15 protein-coding genes are annotated in these 18,473 nt (G+C 46.3%); 7 read left to right on the top strand and 8 right to left on the bottom strand.

Annotated features, from left to right (window positions below; all coding sequences use genetic code 11):
* Window positions 1-2: 2 nt before the first annotated feature.
* On the top strand, window positions 3-1,184 hold the full coding sequence (locus tag AAHN97_RS26245) for an aspartate aminotransferase family protein (protein ID WP_343305045.1): 1,182 nt from the start codon (window positions 3-5) through the stop codon (window positions 1,182-1,184).
* A 69-nt stretch (window positions 1,185-1,253) separates the two neighbouring features.
* Here the strand turns inward: AAHN97_RS26245 and AAHN97_RS26240 are convergent, their stop codons facing one another.
* From AAHN97_RS26240 to prfA, 3 genes are all read right to left on the bottom strand, one after another.
* Window positions 1,254-1,955, bottom strand: a complete 702-nt coding sequence (locus AAHN97_RS26240; protein WP_343305044.1) for an OmpA family protein — start codon at window positions 1,953-1,955, stop codon at window positions 1,254-1,256.
* A gap of 156 nt (window positions 1,956-2,111) precedes the next feature.
* On the bottom strand, window positions 2,112-2,687 hold the full coding sequence (locus AAHN97_RS26235; RefSeq protein ID WP_343305043.1) for a hypothetical protein: 576 nt from the start codon (window positions 2,685-2,687) through the stop codon (window positions 2,112-2,114).
* 77 nt (window positions 2,688-2,764) lie between these two features.
* Window positions 2,765-3,835 (bottom strand): peptide chain release factor 1, encoded by a 1,071-nt coding sequence (prfA, locus tag AAHN97_RS26230; protein WP_343305042.1) that lies wholly within the window; start codon window positions 3,833-3,835, stop codon window positions 2,765-2,767.
* A gap of 96 nt (window positions 3,836-3,931) precedes the next feature.
* Between prfA and AAHN97_RS26225 the strand changes: the two genes are divergently transcribed.
* Both AAHN97_RS26225 and AAHN97_RS26220 read left to right on the top strand, forming a co-directional pair.
* Window positions 3,932-5,077, top strand: coding sequence for an amidohydrolase family protein (locus AAHN97_RS26225; RefSeq protein WP_343305041.1), 1,146 nt, complete (start codon window positions 3,932-3,934; stop codon window positions 5,075-5,077).
* A 35-nt stretch (window positions 5,078-5,112) separates the two neighbouring features.
* Complete coding sequence (locus tag AAHN97_RS26220) at window positions 5,113-6,216, top strand: mechanosensitive ion channel family protein (protein ID WP_343305040.1); 1,104 nt, start codon at window positions 5,113-5,115, stop codon at window positions 6,214-6,216.
* Window positions 6,217-6,350: 134 nt separating this feature from the next.
* Here the strand turns inward: AAHN97_RS26220 and AAHN97_RS26215 are convergent, their stop codons facing one another.
* The 3 genes from AAHN97_RS26215 to AAHN97_RS26205 form a co-directional block, all read right to left on the bottom strand.
* Window positions 6,351-6,857, bottom strand: a complete 507-nt coding sequence (locus AAHN97_RS26215) for a hypothetical protein (RefSeq protein WP_343305039.1) — start codon at window positions 6,855-6,857, stop codon at window positions 6,351-6,353.
* 10 nt (window positions 6,858-6,867) lie between these two features.
* On the bottom strand, window positions 6,868-7,410 hold the full coding sequence (locus tag AAHN97_RS26210; RefSeq protein ID WP_343305038.1) for a MerR family transcriptional regulator: 543 nt from the start codon (window positions 7,408-7,410) through the stop codon (window positions 6,868-6,870).
* Between the two features lie 120 nt (window positions 7,411-7,530).
* Window positions 7,531-8,505, bottom strand: coding sequence for a M23 family metallopeptidase (locus AAHN97_RS26205; protein ID WP_343305037.1), 975 nt, complete (start codon window positions 8,503-8,505; stop codon window positions 7,531-7,533).
* A 322-nt stretch (window positions 8,506-8,827) separates the two neighbouring features.
* Here AAHN97_RS26205 and alaS point away from each other — a divergent pair, with 322 nt between their 5' ends.
* Together alaS and AAHN97_RS26195 are read left to right on the top strand one after the other, a co-directional pair.
* Window positions 8,828-11,443, top strand: a complete 2,616-nt coding sequence (alaS, locus tag AAHN97_RS26200) for an alanine--tRNA ligase (protein ID WP_343305036.1) — start codon at window positions 8,828-8,830, stop codon at window positions 11,441-11,443.
* Between the two features lie 159 nt (window positions 11,444-11,602).
* Window positions 11,603-12,583, top strand: a complete 981-nt coding sequence (locus AAHN97_RS26195) for a PDZ domain-containing protein (protein ID WP_343305035.1) — start codon at window positions 11,603-11,605, stop codon at window positions 12,581-12,583.
* A gap of 130 nt (window positions 12,584-12,713) precedes the next feature.
* On the opposite strand, the gene AAHN97_RS26190 is transcribed toward AAHN97_RS26195, so the two are convergent.
* Window positions 12,714-14,087, bottom strand: coding sequence for an aldehyde dehydrogenase (locus AAHN97_RS26190; RefSeq protein WP_343305034.1), 1,374 nt, complete (start codon window positions 14,085-14,087; stop codon window positions 12,714-12,716).
* A gap of 99 nt (window positions 14,088-14,186) precedes the next feature.
* Here AAHN97_RS26190 and gatB point away from each other — a divergent pair, with 99 nt between their 5' ends.
* Both gatB and AAHN97_RS26180 read left to right on the top strand, forming a co-directional pair.
* A complete protein-coding gene (gene gatB / locus AAHN97_RS26185) occupies window positions 14,187-15,644 on the top strand; it encodes an Asp-tRNA(Asn)/Glu-tRNA(Gln) amidotransferase subunit GatB (RefSeq protein WP_343305033.1) in 1,458 nt (485 codons plus the stop codon).
* 212 nt (window positions 15,645-15,856) lie between these two features.
* A complete protein-coding gene (locus AAHN97_RS26180) occupies window positions 15,857-17,002 on the top strand; it encodes a TlpA disulfide reductase family protein (RefSeq protein WP_343305032.1) in 1,146 nt (381 codons plus the stop codon).
* A 36-nt stretch (window positions 17,003-17,038) separates the two neighbouring features.
* Here the strand turns inward: AAHN97_RS26180 and AAHN97_RS26175 are convergent, their stop codons facing one another.
* Window positions 17,039-18,463, bottom strand: coding sequence for a RagB/SusD family nutrient uptake outer membrane protein (locus AAHN97_RS26175; RefSeq protein ID WP_343305031.1), 1,425 nt, complete (start codon window positions 18,461-18,463; stop codon window positions 17,039-17,041).
* Window positions 18,464-18,473: the final 10 nt, after the last annotated feature.

The following is an 18,473-nucleotide window of genomic DNA, read 5'->3' as shown; positions in this document are numbered from 1 at the left end:
CAATGAATAACAGGCAGCTTTTTTTACAACATGTGGCTCAAACCTCAGATGCCCCGCTGGCATTGGAGATCGTGAAAGCGGAGGGCATGTATATGTGGGATGCGGATGGCAAACAATACCTTGATATGATTGCTGGGATCAGCGTTTGTAATGTGGGGCATTGTCATCCTGCGGTGGTAAAGGCCATCCAGGAACAGGCGCAGGCCTATATGCACCTGCTGGTATATGGGGAATTTGTGCAATCTCCCCAGGTAGCTTATGCCACCTATCTCACACAACATTTGCCGGCTTCCCTGAACAGTGTGTATTTCACCAATTCCGGCAGTGAAGCTACGGAAGGTGCCATGAAATTAGCGAAACGCCATACCGGGCGTACAGAGATCATTGCCTTTAAGAATAGCTACCATGGCTCAACACAGGGATCATTGAGTATCATGGGTGATGAATACTGGCGGAATGCTTACCGGCCATTGTTACCGGATGTGCAGCATCTTTTACATAACTCCATGGAGATGCTGGATAGTATTACAGAACGTACGGCTTGTGTGATTGCCGAAACAATACAGGGAGAAGCTGGTGTGCTGGCCCCTGCGACAGAATGGTTACAGGCTTTGCGTAAAAAGTGTTCTGAAACAGGTGCCCTGTTGATACTGGATGAGATACAATGCGGTTTTGGCCGGAATGGAACCTTATGGGCATTTGAGCAATATGATGTAGTGCCGGATATTCTTTTGCTGGGAAAAGCATTGGGAGGCGGCATGCCTTTGGGTGCTTTCATTGCTAACCGGGATGTGATGTGGAGCCTTACCAATCAACCGGTATTGGGCCATATCACTACATTTGGCGGTCACCCTGTTGCCTGTGCTGCCGGCCTTGCGGGAATGAAGGCATTGATAGAAGAGAATATGATGAAGGAAGTAACGATGAAGGAAAAGCTATTCCTGGAACTGTTACAACATCCGCGCATCAAAGCGGTGCGCTCAAGAGGTTTGATGTTTGCCGTAGAACTGGAAGATTTCCCTGCGAATAAAAAAGTGATCGATCATTGTATAAAAAATGGTGTGATCACAGACTGGTTCCTGTTTGCACCACAATGCATCCGGCTGGTACCTCCATTAATTATCACGGAAGAAGAGATCCGTACTGCCTGTAAGATCATACTGGCGGGACTTGATACCCTGTAAAAGAAAAATCCTCCCGGAAAACCGGGAGGAAGATTTCAAATGCTTATGAGAAAATTCAACTAAATACTTTTATTGTTGACCTGCTTCTTTCTTCGCATCCTGCTTCATTTTATCATTCGCGTAGATGGAGAATTCCACACGGCGGTTTTGTGCACGGTTAGCTTCTGAATCGTTTGGTACTTTAGGCTGGGTTTCACCATACCAGAAAGTCTGGATACGATTAGCGGCAACACCTTGTGAGCTGAGATAAACTGCTACTGCTTTTGCGCGGCGTTCAGACAAACTATAGTTGTAAGCGTCTGCACCGGTATCATCAGTATGGCCTTCCACACGTACGTGCGTATCAGGATATTTATTTAATACTTCAGCCAGTTCACGGATATTGGATTGGGCAGTAGCGGTAAGATCTGATTTATCAAAACCGAACAGTACGCCGGAGTTGAAGGTAACATTGATACCTTCCCCTACTCTTTCCACGGTAGCATTGGGTACTTCGTTTTTGATCTCCTGTGCCTGTTTGTCCATTTTCTTACCGATCAATACACCGGCAGTTCCACCAACGGCTGCTCCGATGATAGCACCAAGGGCTGTATTACCGGCAGCTTTACCAATTACGGCACCTGCTGCTGCACCACCGCCTGTTCCGATCACTGCTCCTTTTTTTGTGTTATCCATGCCCTGCCATGTACTACAGCTACCAAGTAACAGTGTACCGGCTAAAGCTATTGCTACAAATGCATTCATTCGTTTCATCATAATTAATTTTAACATAGTGAGATTTTTGCCAGGTTTTTTGTTGCCTGCATATAGTTTGTACACTAGCCCTAAACAAATAGTTTGCCAAGAAAGCGGTTTTCTCTATAAATAATTGAGGAGCAGTATTTTAAAAACGGACAGGAACGATGCCTGCCTGTCCGTTTAAGGTAGTTATTTTCCAAAGATGCCGCCTAAAAGGCCGCCTAATCCTCCGCTTCCCTGTTGTTGTTTTGCGCCATTGCTGATCATTCCCACCATATCCTGCATATCCACATCGCCATCGCCGTCTTTATCGAGGCCGCCGGCAAATTTGCCGAGCAGGCTACCCAAATTGAGGCCCTGGGAGGAACCTCCGGTGAGGGAACTGAAAATGCCATCCAGGGAAAAACCGTTGTCGCTTGGGTCGTTGGTCTTTTTTACCAGGGAACCCAATACACTGGGGATGAGAGAACCTGCGATAGCTGCTGCTGAGCTGCCATTGAGGTTGAATTTCTCCTTAAGGCTGCTGATAAGGTTACCGGAAATGTTGTTGACCACGGGGTTGCTATTGTCTACCTGGCCATTGGAATTGAAAAGGCCCATTACGTCCTTTACATTTCCACTGGCGAGCGCTTCCTGTAAACCGGAAGCGATGGAGTGAGAAGCCTCTCCGATCACTGCATCGTTTTGCTCATTAGGTATAGCTGGATTGGCTACCACTGTTTCCTGTGCGCTGTCACGCACCAGTTGAACTAATTGATCAAGCATTTTGATATGGTTTAGGGTGGAAAGATACTACTGTAGAACATAATAACATTCCCTTGCCCCAAAATGTTTGCTGAAAGTTAAACCTGGTCCCCCATCTTCATTTTCTCTGCGTTCTCCGCAAACTGAAGGGCATCGATCATGTCCTGGATGTCCCCATTCATAAAGGCATCCATATTATAGGCGGTCATTCCAATACGGTGATCTGTGATCCGGCCCTGGGGATAGTTATAGGTACGGATCTTGGCAGAACGGTCTCCGGTGGAAACAAGACTTTTACGTTTGGAGGCAATGGCATCTTCATGTTTGCGTACGGCAGCTTCGTAGATGCGTGTACGCAGCATTTTCATGGCAATGTCTCTGTTAGAGTGTTGGCTACGGCCCTCCTGGCATTCCACGATCACTCCGGTTGGAATGTGGGTAAGCCTTACGGCGGATTCCGTTTTGTTTACGTGCTGACCTCCTGCTCCGGATGCACGGAAGGTATCCATTTTAATATCTGCATCCCGAACGTCCACATCCACTTCATCTGCTTCCGGCAAAATAGCCACGGTAGCGGCAGAGGTATGTACCCTTCCGGAACCTTCTGTGGCTGGTACCCGTTGTACACGATGTACGCCGGATTCGAATTTGAGGGTTCCGTATACATCATCACCGGTCACTTCCACCACTACTTCTTTATAACCACCCACGGCACCGGGGTTTTCGTTCATGATAGCGGTTTTCCAGCCTTTGTTTTCACAATAACGGAGGTACATGCGCAGGAGGTCTCCTGCAAAAAGACTGGCTTCGTCTCCACCAGTACCTCCCCGGATCTCGAGGATGGCATTCCTTTCGTCCTGCGGGTCTTTCGGGATCAGGAGGTTGCGGATCTCTGCTTCGGCCTGCTCTTTCTGTTCGCTCAGGCTTTCGGTTTCTTCCTTGGCCAGCTCCCTCATCTCATCGTCGCCGCTTTCCAGCACTTCTTTATTAAAAGCAATGGCATCCAGTAACTTACGATAGTTATCGTAGGCTTTCACGATCTTCTCCAGCTGGCGGTATTCTTTGCTCAGCTTGCTGAATTGCTTATTATCCTTTACCACTTCGGGGTTGGTGAGAGCCAGGGATACCTGTTCGTACCGGCCCTTGATGGCATCTAATTTATCTATCATAATCAGTGACGAATTAACAATTACGAACTAAAAGAGCTTATTTCGCAATTACTTCGGGTTGCAAAATTACATTTTTGCCCCTAAAAAAAGACAAAGATGATAAAGCTGGCAGCAGACGACATTTTTGATGGTCAACGGTTCCATGGGCCGGACAGGGTATTGATCCTGGACGATGCAGGAAAAGTATCTGCACTCGTTCCAAGGTCCTGGGCAGGCGAAGATATTTTACAGGTTGAGGGATGGCTTTCCCCGGGGTTCATTAACACCCATTGTCACCTGGAGCTTTCGCATATGAAAGGGAAAGTACCGGAGCATACAGGGCTCCCTGTTTTCCTCCGGACGGTGATGGAGCAAAGACAACCTCCCACTGCGGAAATCCTGGAGGCAGCGATTGCTGCCGCCGGAAAAGAAATGGAAGAAGGAGGGGTTGTGGCCGTGGGAGATATCTGTAATACGCCAGCCACCCTGGAACATAAACTGAAATCTTCCCTTTACTGGCACAGCTTTGTGGAATGTATGGGTTTTATTGACGCGGTAGCCCATCAGCGGCTGGAACATTCCGCTACCGTGTTTTCACAGTTTGCCGCAAAGGAGCAGCCCGTTTCGCTGGTACCGCATGCTCCTTATTCTGTATCTGCCACTTTATTCAAACTATTGGGCAGCATGGAAGGGAATACACCAGTTAGCATACATAACCAGGAATGCCCTGCGGAGGATGAATTGTACCAGCACAAAACGGGAGATTTCCTGGATTTCTATCAGCATTTTGGGATTGATATCGCTAAGTTCGCTGCTACGGGTACCAGTAGTTTGCAAAGTTATCTCCCCTACTTCTCTCATACTCCCCGCATGCTGCTGGTGCATAATACGTATACAACGGAGATGGATATACGCTTTGCTAATTCAAGGCCGCAGGAAATATTCTGGTGCCTCTGCCCTAATGCGAACATGTATATTGAAAACCGTTTGCCGGACATTCCTGCTTTTCTGCAACTGGGCGCCAGGATAACGTTAGGCACGGATAGCCTTGCCTCCAATCACCAGTTATCTATCTGGGCAGAGATCAAAACAATACGGGAACAATATCCGCATATTCCTTTGGCGAACATTATGCAATGGGCTACGATCAATGGTGCGCAGGCATTGGATATTGCAGACCTGTATGGAAGTTTTGATAAAGGAAAGAAGCCCGGACTGGTGCAGATTGTGAATGATGAAGCAAGGGTTTTCCGCATAGCTTAATGACGGTTTTAGGCTATTTACTACATTTGCAAAGTATGGAAGACATCTTAAACAGTATCATCTTTAGCAATCCCGTTCGCAATTACCTGATTGTGCTGGGTATTGTATTGTTTGTATTCTTTATCCGGCGTGTGTTGTCCAAAAGCCTGGCTTCAGGGCTTTTCAAGCTGATCAAACATTGGTCTCCCACCATTCAGCAACATGAATTTGTTGAGCTTTTATTACGTCCATTAGAATACTTCCTCCTGCTCACTGCTTTTATCATGGGCAGTAATCACCTGATATTCCCACCGGAATTAAATATCACTATCTATAACCGCAGCAATGATCCGTATACTTTACACATGCTGCTGCAAACCTTGCTGCAGATCACTTTCAGTGTTACGGTGATATGGATCTTACTCCGCCTGATGGATTTTGTGGCATTGATCCTTGAAAAGAAAGCAGACCTCACGGAAGACAGAACGGATAACCAGTTCATTGTTTTCTTCCGGGATTTTTTCAAGGCCATCATGATCATTATCGGGAGTATGGTATTGATCAATATATTATTCGGGCAGCATATTGTGGAGAAGCTGGTGGCGGGGCTTGGAATTGGTGCGGCTGCACTGGCATTGGCTGCTAAAGAAAGCATCGAAAACCTTATTGGTTCTTTCATCATATTTTCGGATAAACCTTTCCGCGTGGGCGACAGCGTAAAAGTGGATGCCTTCCAGGGAACGGTGGAAAAGATAGGTCTCCGCAGTACACGCATCCGTACATTGGAGAAAACCTTTGTAACGGTGCCGAATAAAAAGATGGTGGACAGTGTGCTGGACAATCTTTCACTGCGTACGCAGCAAAGGGTTGCGGTGAAACTGGAACTGGCTGCAGATACACCTTCGGATGGTGCCGCCAAAGTAGTAAGAGGCATACAGGAATATCTTTCCAAACATGAGGATGTGGAACCAGGTTATTCTGTGAGCCTGTTTGATTTCACGAAAGATTCCTTTGTATTGCAGATCATTTACATGACCAATATCCTGGAGAATGCAGCTTATGTGAACCTGCGGGAAGATGTGAATTTTGCTGCGATCAGGATACTCCAGGAGAATGGGGTAAAGCTGGCCATGAAAACAGACACCCCACCAGTTCAGTAATACTAAAATACCCCGGGTATAGGAGTGTAAAAGGAATAACGAACACTGACCCTATGTGAAGGGTTTATCCCTGCTAAACAAAAAGCCTCGCTGAAATTATTTCAGCGAGGCTTTTTAATTGCGTTCATATCGAACTAATCTTTCTTATTATTCATTTTCATAATGATCTGAGCGAGGTCGTCCTCAACTGTTTGTTTGGGACTTCCGGAGATACGTCCTTCTTCTTTACCATCGCGCATAACGAGGATAACGGGCACTCTTTTCACTTTGTAACCATCTGCCACCGTGTTTCCTGTATTACCACTGTTATCCGCTCCGTAGAGGTGAATACTTTCTTCGGGAACGCTGGCCAGGATCATCACTTTATAGAATGCGGGCAATAATTTTTTGCTGGCATCGTCTGTAGTATTTACGAGCGCTACCAGTTGGATCTTATCTTTATTTGTTTTGATGTAGTTCACCATGTTGGCATTTGCATCATACCTGTTCACACCGGTATAGAACCATGCAAAAGCAGAATCGCTGGTCAGTTGTTTCATTTCTATCTTTCCTGTCAACTGCTTGGTGCCATTAACGGATTGCGCCATAGTCACGGAAGACAACAGCAATCCACATCCTAATAATACTGTGTGTAAACGCATAATCTGTATTTTATAATTGATCTTTTAACTCTGTTAAAAATGCTCTCACTTTTTGCAGTGATTTCACCATTTCAAAATTGCGGGAGGCGGAGCGTTTATCTTCCCGGAGTTTTTGTTTAGCTCCTTCGATGGTGTATTTGCGTTCGCGCAGTAAATGATAGATGAGCTTCAGGTTCTGGATATCCTCCTGCCGGAAAAGGCGGTCTCCCTTACGGTTCTTTTTGGGTTGCAGAATATCGAATTCATTTTCCCAATACCTGATCAGGGAAGTGTTTACCCTGAACATGCCTGCCACTTCGCTGATGGAATAATATTGCTTATCCAGTGTAAGTTTTTCCAGTTCCTGGATCACATGCGGGTCACTGGCCAGTTCTTTCAGGCTTTTGCGTCCGCGCTTCTTTCCTTTTAAAGGCTGGTGGTGATCGATGGATTCCGCCGGTTGTTCTTCTCCGCTATCGGCCACGTTCGTTTTTTCCAACTCCTTTTTAGGTGCAGGCTTGCCGGGTGCGGGCTGTTGCGGCTCGGCTCCAAATAAGTCCAGTTGCTGCATCATAACCGATATCAATTAATTGAAAGAGAATATGGATACAATATTACGGAATCACCTACGCATCCTATCCTGCACAGCTATCTAATTTTATGCACACGGGCATTTCCTCCAATAATCATTCCATTAATCGAAGGACTGGTTGCCGGAGCGGGCTATCTTCAGCATGCGGTCAAACTGTTCGGGCGTAAGGTCGTTATAAAAAAAGTATACAGGATCTACCCTGGTTCCGTTCTTGCTTACTTCGTAATGGCAGTGCGGGCCGGTTGATTTTCCCGTGCTTCCTACCCAGCCTACCACATCTCCTCTTTTAACTGTCTGCCCACGTTTTACTTTCATCCTCACCATATGGCCATAGAGTGATTTATAACCATAACCGTGATTTACTACCACATGGTTACCATACCCCACATCACTCAGGCTGGCTTCTTCGATCACCCCATCTCCTGTAGAATAGATAGGTGTGCCGGATGGAGCGGCAAAATCGAGGCCGCCATGAAATTTCATGGTTTTATAAATAGGATCGATCCGGTAACCGAAACCGGAAGCTATCCTGTCCAGATCTTTATTGGATACTGGCTGGATGGCAGGAATGGAGGCCAGCATTTTTTGTTTGTTCTTGATCAGGTCTTCTATCTGCACGTAGGATTTCTCCTGTACTTTCACCCGGTTGATCAGTTCCTGGAGCACTTTAGCGGTTGCCCTGATAACTTCGTGGTTGTCTTTGGACTGCAACTGCTCCATTTCCTGTTCCGTTTTTTCCGGTTTGCCAGCCCTTACACTGTCCGGGATGGGAGCGGCTTCAAAGATCACGCGATAAATTTCATTGTCGCGATGCTGTAATTCGTCCATATGGCCTTTCAGCTCATTCATCCTTGCCTGGAGGGCGGAGTATTCTTCCTCCATGCTTTCGATATCCGCGCGCAGGAGTTTTTCTTTAGGAGAATCCAGGAAGCGATAAGCGACAGAGAGGAAGATGATACCGGTAACGATGGCTGCCGAAATAAAACCCAGCACCCGTAATATTTTAACCCGCAGGGACACTACGAGCTTTTCGTATTTTAGTGTTTGTGTATTATAAAAATATTTGATCTTCTTCATGAACCTGTTTGGGTTGATATGGTGCGCGACCGTTTAACGTAGCGCGGTCAATATTATTATCGCTGCTTTTTTTTAAGGAAAACTGCGATTATCGCTTGTTTTTGATTATTTCGATATTTTTGCACCGCGTTCATTTTGTCCCTTTGCATTGCACAATTTAAAAACGGGGTGCACAAACCTAAGCGAAATAGGCTAAAACGGCAACCTTTTGAATGTCAATTTTAAGAACAGACCAATTTTTCATTAATTACAAATTAAAGTCAAATTTAGAACTGACGCAATTATAAAGTTAAAATTAGATATTAATACGTAGTAATATTTTATGACCGCAGCCGAGATCAGACAACAGTTCCTGGATTTTTTTGCTTCCAAAGGCCACCAGATCGTGCCTTCAGCCCCAATAGTGGTTAAAAACGACCCCACCCTGCTTTTCACGAATGCGGGGATGAACCAGTTCAAGGATATTTTCCTGGGAAACAAGCCTGCGGCCTATAAAAGGGTGGTAGATACACAAAAATGCCTCCGGGTGAGCGGTAAACATAATGACCTGGAAGAGGTAGGTATAGACACTTACCACCATACCATGTTTGAAATGCTGGGTAACTGGAGCTTTGGGGATTATTTTAAGGCGGAAGCCATTGCCTGGAGCTGGGAATTGCTGACGGAGGTATACAAACTGCCTAAAGATCGTTTGTATGTGACTGTATTTGAAGGAGATACAAAAGAAAACCTGGCCTCTGACACAGAAGCCATGGAACACTGGAAGAAATATGTTGCGGAAGACCGGATCCTGATGGGTAATAAAAAGGATAACTTCTGGGAAATGGGAGATACCGGTCCCTGCGGCCCTTGCTCTGAAATTCACGTGGATTGCAGAACGGACGAAGAAAGGGCACAGGTTCCGGGAAAGGACCTGGTAAATAATGACCATCCCCAGGTGATAGAGATCTGGAACAATGTATTCATGCAATTCAACCGCCTGAAAGATGGCAGCCTGGAACCACTTCCGGCTAAACATGTGGATACCGGGATGGGTTTTGAGCGGCTGGTGAGGGTTTTACAGCAAAAACAAAGTAACTACGATACGGATGTGTTCATGCCTGTCATTCATGCAACAGAAAAACTCTGCGGTAAGGAATATGGACACACGGAGAAGATAGATATCGCTTTCCGCGTAATCGCAGATCATATCCGTGCCATCTGTTTCACCATCGCTGATGGACAACTTCCCAGCAATACGGGAGCAGGATATGTGATCCGCCGCATTCTCAGAAGGGCAGTGCGTTATTACTTCTCTTTCCTGGATGTGAAGAGACCTTTGCTGCATGAACTGCTGCCGGTACTGGCGGGCCAGTTTGCAAAAGTGTTCCCGGAACTGCTGCAACAGGAAGATTTTGTGAAGAAGGTGGTGTTTGAAGAGGAAAACAGTTTCCTGCGTACACTGGATAGCGGTATCCGCAGAATGGAAGATTTTATGGGCGGCGCTCCTTCCAAAAATGTGGATGGTAAAACAGCCTTTGAACTATATGATACTTTTGGCTTTCCGCTGGACCTTACCATGCTGATAGCCAATGAGAACGGTTTTAAAGTAGATGAGCCGGGCTTTGATGCTGAAATGAAAAAGCAGAAAGACCGTTCCCGTGCAGCTACAGAACTGGATATGGGAGACTGGAATATTCTGCAGGATCAACCTTCCGGTATTTTTGTGGGGTATACGGAACTGGCATCTCCTGCAAAAGTGCTGAAACACCGCAAGATCAAAGCCAAAGGGAAAGAGCAATACCAAATAGTGTTGGACAGAACTCCTTTTTATGCAGAGAGTGGCGGACAGGTAGGAGATACCGGTACGCTGGATTTTAACGGAGAGCTCATTACCGTTACGGATACCAAAAAAGAGAATGATCTGATCGTTCATTTTGTGGATGCTTTACCGGCTGATCTTACAGGTACTGTACAGGCAACGGTGGATGCTTCCAAAAGGAAAAACACAGAACGCCATCACTCTGCCACACACTTATTGCATGCTGCTTTAAGAGCTGTGCTGGGAACACATGTTGCACAGAAAGGCTCTTTAGTAAATGCAGATTACCTGCGTTTCGACTTCTCTCATTTTGCGAAAGTAACAGATGAAGAACTGGCTGCGATTGAAGCGATCGTGAATGAAAAGATACGGGAGAATATTCCTGTGGTGATAAAAGAACTGCCTCGTGAAGAAGCCCTGAAACTAGGTGCTATGGCACTTTTCGGGGAGAAGTACGGTGAAACTGTTCGCGTTGTTACCATCGATCCATCTTATTCTATTGAGCTTTGCGGTGGTACGCATGTTGGTAATACCGGGGAGTTAGGATTGTTCAAATTCATTGCTGAAAGTGCTGTGGCTGCAGGTGTGCGCCGTGTTGAAGCAGTAACAGGTGCAAAAGCGGAAGCGTTTGTAAATGAACAATTGCAGCAACTGAAAGAAGTGAAAGCACAATTGAAGAATCCAAAGGATATAGTAAAAGCTATTGAGAACCTGGCGAATGATAAAACAACTTTGGAGAAACAGCTGGCATCTATGGAAGCTAAGCAGGCGCAGCAATTGGCAGCTACTTTGCCTCAGCAGGCTGTGGCTGTGAATGGGGTGCAGTTCCTGGGTGCAGTGGTAGAAGTTGGCAGTGCAGATATGGTAAGGCAATGTGCCACCAATGTAAAAGACCTGCTTACCGTACCTTATGTAATTGTACTGGCTGCGAATGTAGCCGGGAAGGCACAGGTGGCTGTTATCTTATCTGAGGACCTCGTGAAAGAGAAAGGGCTGAATGCACAGAAGATCATTAAAGAACAGGTGGCACCTCTGATCAAAGGAGGTGGCGGCGGACAAGCTACTCAGGCTACAGCCGGCGGGCAGGATGTAAGTCAGTTGCAACAGGTGATTGCGCAGGTGAAGGGGATCCTTTAAGCAGCCGGTCAACGAAAATACCGGAGACCTGGAGGTCTCCGAAATACTATAACAGACGGGCGGGCCGGGGTATAAAATACCTTTGCCCGCCTGTCCTTTTTTAACATTTTATTACCCCGATTACCCCTTAGATTTGCGATATATAAAACCCGATATTGTATGCGTAAACTATTATTCGTATTCAGCTTAGGGGCTATGACAATGGCTCTGCCGGCTTTTTCCCAGGAAAGGCCTTCTACCAAACTGGGTGAATATGATGAGATCATCATCAAACGAAAAGGCGCTGACAAGAACGCAAAAGTGACTATTGAGATCAAAGACGGAGAGGTGTTTGCAGACGGGAAGAAATTAGATGAGTTCAATGATAAGGATATCATTGTCCGCCGCCGGGTGATCACACCAAGGAATGGCAATCTGCCGCCAGGTTCTCCTTTTGAAGAACAGGAATTATCCATCTCTCCCAACCCGGCAGTACTCGGTGTTATCACCAAAAAAGAAGATGCCAAAGGTGCTACGATCACCGAAGTTGCAGAAGGCAGCGCTGCTGAAAAAGCAGGATTGAAAGAGGGTGATGTGATCACGGGCATCAATGATAAAAAGATACTGGAACCTCAGGAATTGTATGAAGCGATCGGTGCACTGAAACCAAGTGATAAGATCACTGTTTCTTACCTGCGTAATGGCAAAGAGCAAAAGGCTACCGCAACGCTTGAGAAAAGACAAGATGCTCCCCGTTCTTTACGTTTAGGACCAGGAGGTGGTAATCAATATCAATTCAGGATGCCTGATGGCAGAAGTCCTTTTGGCAATACACCTGATGGACGGGAATATCCTTTTGCAGAGTTCTTTAAAGACAGGAACGCTACAAGGCTGGGACTTTCCGTACAAGATACAGAAGAATCGAATGGTGCTGTGGTATTGGATGTAGCGGATGGCACTGCTGCTGATAAAGCAGGGTTTAAAGAGAAGGATGTGATCACGGAGTTAGCAGGCAAACCTGTGAAGGATGCGAAGGATGTTGTGCAGTTGTACAGAGACAGTAAAGAAGCCAAAAGCATCACGGCAAAAGTGAAAAGGAATGGAAGTACACAAACGCTGACCATTACAATTCCGAAGAAATTAAACACTGAGAACCTGTAGTTGCATACAGTAACGAAGGGTGAAAAATTATAGTTTAGTTTAGTGTAAAGCAAAAGGAAGCGGCTCGTGTCATGCGGGCCGTTTTTTGTTTGGGCGGAGACCTTGCCGCGCAGCAGAGGGCGGAGTTTTTTTACCTCATCATCAATTTCGCCAGCTTCAGCTTATTCTTAAACGGCGGATATTTCACCGGCACATCCAGCCAGGTAGCGGTTTTCATCACACCTTTAAAATGCGTGAATTCATCAAAACTGGAACGTCCGTGATAGCGGCCCATGCCACTGTAACCAATCCCTCCGAAAGGCAGGTCTGCATTGGTAAAATGTACGAGTGTGTTATTGATACAACCACCTCCAAAAGCTACTTTATCTATAAACGTTTTCTCCGTGCGGCGGCTGTTTGAAAAGATGTATAACGATAAGGGATATGGATTTTTCGCGATCATCTTTATGGCTTCATCTGCTGTGTTGTATGGGAGCACCGGCAGGATGGGACCGAAGATCTCATCCTTCATTACAGCTGCGTCAAATGAAACATTGGTGAGGATGGTGGGTGCAATGTATTTATGTGCCCTGTCTGTTTGCCCGCCTGCTACAATAGTCCCCTGCTGCAGGTATGTGACCAGCTGATCAAATCTTTTTTCATTGATGATGCGGGGATAATCTTTACTCTGTGACACATCTTCTCCAAAGAAACGGGTAATGGCTGCTTTCATTTCTTCGATGAGGGGGGCCATCACACTTTCATGTGCTAATATATAATCCGGTGCAATACAGGTTTGGCCTGCATTCCAGCATTTACCCCATATGATCCTTTTAGCGGCAGTTTTAATGTCTGCGCCTTTATCAACAATGCAGGGGCTTTTTCCTCCCAGCTCTAATGTTACAGGTGTTAAATGCGGGGCGGCCATTTCCAGGATCTTACGCCCAACGGGGATGCTGCCGGTAAAGAAAATATGATCGAAACGGTTTTGCATGATCTCCGGGATCACGGTATGGCCTTCTCCTGTAATCACAGCCACAAATGCAGGATCAAAGGCATCTTTGATCACTTTTTGGGTAATGGCCTCCGTTTGCGGGGCCAGTTCCGATGGTTTCAGGATGGCACAATTCCCTGCTGCTATGGCTCCTATCAGCGGATTTATGAGTAACTGGAAAGGATAATTCCAGGGACCTATCAGCAGGGTAAGCCCTTTCGGTTCCCGGTAGATCTTGCTGGCGGAGGGATAATGCATCAGTGGGGAACTGACAGCCTGGGGGCGCATCCATTCCCTTAAATTGGTGAGGGTATGGTCTATTTCATCGAATAACAGGCCCACTTCACTTGAAAACGCCTCCAGCGGATGTTTGGACAGATCAGCCTGCAAAGCCTCCAGGATAGCGGTTTCATGTTTTTTCAGCGTGGCTTTCAGTTTTTTCAGCTGAGACTTGCGGAATGCAAGGGAACGGGTGGCGCCGGAATCGAAAAAGCTACGCTGGGCGGCATGTACATCGGAAATAGAGGCCATAACGATAGAATTATAGAAATGATATGTTACAATTTCGCGAAAATTCCCTGCTTTTTTGCAGTTTGAATATCTTTGTGCGAATCAGTACGGATTAATAGTATGAGCGCGAGCATCGATTATAACAAATATGAAGCAGTGATAGGCCTGGAGGTACATGCCCAGCTATTGACGCAAAGTAAGCTTTTCACCAGTGACAGCGCGGCATTTGGCGGTTTACCCAACACGCATATCAGCCCCATTACCCTTGGGCACCCGGGTACTTTACCTTTTCTGAACAAGAAAGCGGTAGAACTGGCGGTACGTCTTGGATTTGCCTGCCATTGCGAGATTGAGCGGGAAAACTTCTTTGCCCGTAAGAATTACTTCTACCCTGATCTTCCAAAAGGTTACCAGATCAGCCAGCATACAGCACCTATCTGCATTGGAGGCCATGTGCCCATTTTTACAGAGGGCAACAGCCGCAACATCCGGCTGAACCGGATTCACCTGGAAGAAGATGCCGGAAAATCCATTCACGACCTGGACCCTCAGAATACCATGGTGGATTACAACCGCGCAGGAGTACCCCTGGTGGAGATTGTAACAGAGCCGGACCTTCATACCAGTGATGAAGCATATGCATACCTGACAGAAATGCGCCGCCTGGTACGTTGGCTGGATGTGTGTGATGGTAATATGGAAGAAGGCAGTATGCGTTGCGATGCAAACATTTCCATCCGCCTGAAAGGTGATACCAGCCTGGGAACCAAGGTGGAAGTAAAAAACATGAACTCTATCCGCAACGTCAAACGGGCTATAGATAATGAGATCAAACGCCAGATAGAACTGGTGGAAGGCGGAGAACGCATTGTGCAGGAAACACGCAGTTTTGATGCATCCAATGGCAGTTCTTTCCCGCTCCGGTCCAAAGAAGAAGCCAACGACTACCGTTATTTCCCGGAGCCGGACCTGGCACCATTCCGCATTACAGAAGCATACCTGGATGAGGTGCGCGCCACTTTGCCGGAACTGCCGGAAGAAATGCTGGCCCGTTATACACAGCAACTGGGGCTTCCTGAATATGATGCCCGCGTGATCTGTGATGATAAAGCCACTGCCGTTTATTTTGAAGCACTGATCAACGCCACCCCACATCACAAGGCTGCGGCCAACTGGATACTAGGACCTGTTAAATCATGGCTGAATGAACAGAATGCCGGTATGGAGGCATTTCCGCTTACACCCACATCGCTGGCAGCGCTTATTGCATTGATTGCAGATGGAAAAGTGAACTTTTCCATTGCATCCTCCCGTATCCTGCCGGCTATGATCACAGCGCCGGATAAAGATCCACTGGCGATTGCCACTGAATTGAACCTCCTGCAGGACAATGATGCAGGGAACATTCTGCCGGTGATTGAAGAAGTACTGGCAAAATACCCGGGCAAAGTAGCGGAGTTTAAAGCCGGAAAGAAAGGACTCATCGGGCTTTTTGTGGGAGAAGTGATGAAACTCAGTGCAGGGAAGGCAGATCCTAAACTCACTAACGAACTCTTAATGAAACGGTTGAACAGCTAAATAAGCCGTTCATCCAAATTGGCGTGAATGGGAATATTGCTACTGCAATGACATTGCTGTCTATTGCCATAAGTTACAAAGCATTAACCCGGAAATGAAGATATTCCCGTTGTAACATGCCCGAACCGGCTACATAATTTAACAAAACCGCTGGGGAGCATCCAATTAATTAACCCTAATTTTATTCCATCATATAGTAAAAAGAAAAGCCCATGAAAAAATTAGCCATTTGGTGTGCCGGTGCAGCTTTGCTGGCCGGATGTAGCAGCCACCCGGAAAAAGGCGGATTCAAGATTGATGTACAACTGGCCAATGCCCCGTTAGAAAAAGTTTACCTGGAAGAAATGGCCCTGCAAGGCCCTAAAATAGTTGATACCACAGCTGTAAAAGATGCCAGTGGCAAGTTTGAGCTGGATGGTATGGTAACCGAACAAGGTTTATACCGCATCCGTTTTGAAAACGGGAAATACATTGTACTGGGACTTGATGCAGGAGACATGAGTATCCATGGAGATTACAACGAACTGGAAAAAATAGCCGTGAAAGGCTCCGAAGCTACTTCAGAGATCCAGCAATTACTCAATCAGTACAGTGAAAAAGCACAGGTGATGAGTAAAGAGATCCAGGCGATGGACAGCCTCCGCATGGCTAAAACACCAGACAGTCTGCTCACAGCAAGACGGAACGCATTTGAGCAGGAAGCGAAAAACTTCCGCCAGTTCTTTATGGATGCCGCACAAAAAACAAAACAACCTGTAGCCGCCGTGTTTGCTATGCAACTGGTGCGCTTTGATGATATCACGGAATTCCTGGAGAATAAAGCGGCTTTCGAAAACATCGCGAAACGTTTCCCGGATAACTCCATGGTGAAGGAAATGATGAAGTCTGTTGAAGAAGCAGAGAAAGAATCCAAACAGGGAGCTTCCAGCGGACCGGAATCAAAAGTTGGCCAGGTAGCGCCTGATTTTGTATTACCTGATCCTAATGGTAAACAGGTAAGCCTGAGCTCTTTCAAAGGAAAATTTGTGCTGGTTGACTTTTGGGCAAGCTGGTGCGGGCCCTGCCGCCAGGAAAACCCAAATGTGGTAAATGCTTACATGAAGTACAAGGATAAGAATTTCACCATCCTGGGTGTTTCTCTTGATAAAGCAAAAGAACCCTGGTTAAAAGCGATTGCTGATGATGGTTTGATGTGGAATCATGTAAGTGATCTGAAGTTCTGGGAATCTTCCGTTGTTCCTTTATATGGTATTACGGGTATCCCTACCAATATCCTCGTAGATCCGCAAGGCAAAATTGTTGCGGCTAACCTGAGAGGTAAAGCACTCGAACAAAAACTAAGCGAAGTATTACAATAATAAAAAAGGAGCATCTCTACGATGCTCCTTTTTTTGTTAGTACCCTTTATTCTGTGCTAACTGTTTATTTGATTGTGTTTCCAGCAGCGGGATGGGGAAGATCACATAATCTGTTCCCGCAGCCTGTGCCAGGTGTTGCGGACGAGCCGGAATAGCTCTGCCGGTACGAAGGAAATCCATCATACCAAAACCTTCAAACGCTAACTCTATCCTTCTTTCATTCAGGATCAGCGTAATCAGTTCTGCCTGTGATACCGGTGGAACAATTACAGATGCGCCACGTATGGTGCGGATATCCATTAACTGTGTGAGTGCACCTGCACTTACCAATGGGTCCAGCCTGGCCATGGCTTCTGCTTTGTTCAATTTTATTTCTGCGAGCCGCAGTACCGGTACCCATTGTTCCCTTGGGTTCAGATAATATTTACCGGTATAGGTTGATGTTCCGGAAGTACGGATCATGGCTGCATTCCTGCGTTTATCTGTTGGTGCGAAATTAGGAATGCCAAAGTAACCTGCTGTATTAACGGAGATATCTCCCCTGCCCAATGGACTGTAGTGCTGGCCAATGGCATTATTGGTGTTGGGATTGTCTGCACTGTTCATGGCCACAGAGAAGATCCTCTCTACTGTAGCATTCATATTAGCGAAGGTCCAGTTATCTATGGGTTCCGTTGCCAGTTTAAATGCAAGTGGAGAAGCAATCACAGCATCTGCGCTGGCGTTGGCGTTTGTCCAGTCTCCTTTGTTGAGGTATACCCTGGACAATAAACCATCTGCAGCAGCTTTGGTTGCACGTGCGCGGTTAAAGTATGCATCATTCCAGTTTGGTGTAAGTGCAGCAGAAGCTTCTGTAAGATCTTTGATCATCTGATCATACACTTCTTTTACGGTATTCCTTTTTACCCTGTTGGCAGCGCTGAGTGCCTGTGCACCATCTTCTGCAGCATCCAGGATCAATGGAACTCCGGGATGACCTGCATCTCCCTGGAAGTTATAAGGCTGTGCATATAAACTTACGAGGTAGAAATAACACAATGCCCTGATGAATTTTGCTTCCCCATAATACTGCGTTGCTTTTGGTGTGCCTACTACGGCTTCATTCTGCTGTAGTTTTTTCATGAAGAGATTGGCTTCATAAATAGTACGGTAACCGCCTGTCCATGCATTCAGGGCAATAGCATCTCCGGAGATCATATTGAAGGAACCCACATTACCAAAGAAGGAAGCTACGTTCACATCGTTGCCACGCTGATCTGCGTAAATGAGGATACGGCCGCCAAAGAACTCTGCATTCTGCAATGCATTGTACATACCCAATGCTGCTTTTTCCACACGGGAAGGATCGCTGAAGATCTGTGCCGGATCAATAGCACTAAAGGGCTTCTGTTCATCTACTTTTGAGCAGGCGCTGCCCAGCAACAGGCCCAGTACAAGTATATATTTAGAAAACGTTGTCATAATTGTAAGT

The organism is Chitinophaga niabensis, assembly GCF_039545795.1.
GTDB classification, from domain to species: Bacteria; Bacteroidota; Bacteroidia; order Chitinophagales; family Chitinophagaceae; genus Chitinophaga; species Chitinophaga niabensis_B.
Note: the sequence above shows the minus strand (reverse complement) of the source record. Positions and strands in the feature narration are given on the sequence as shown.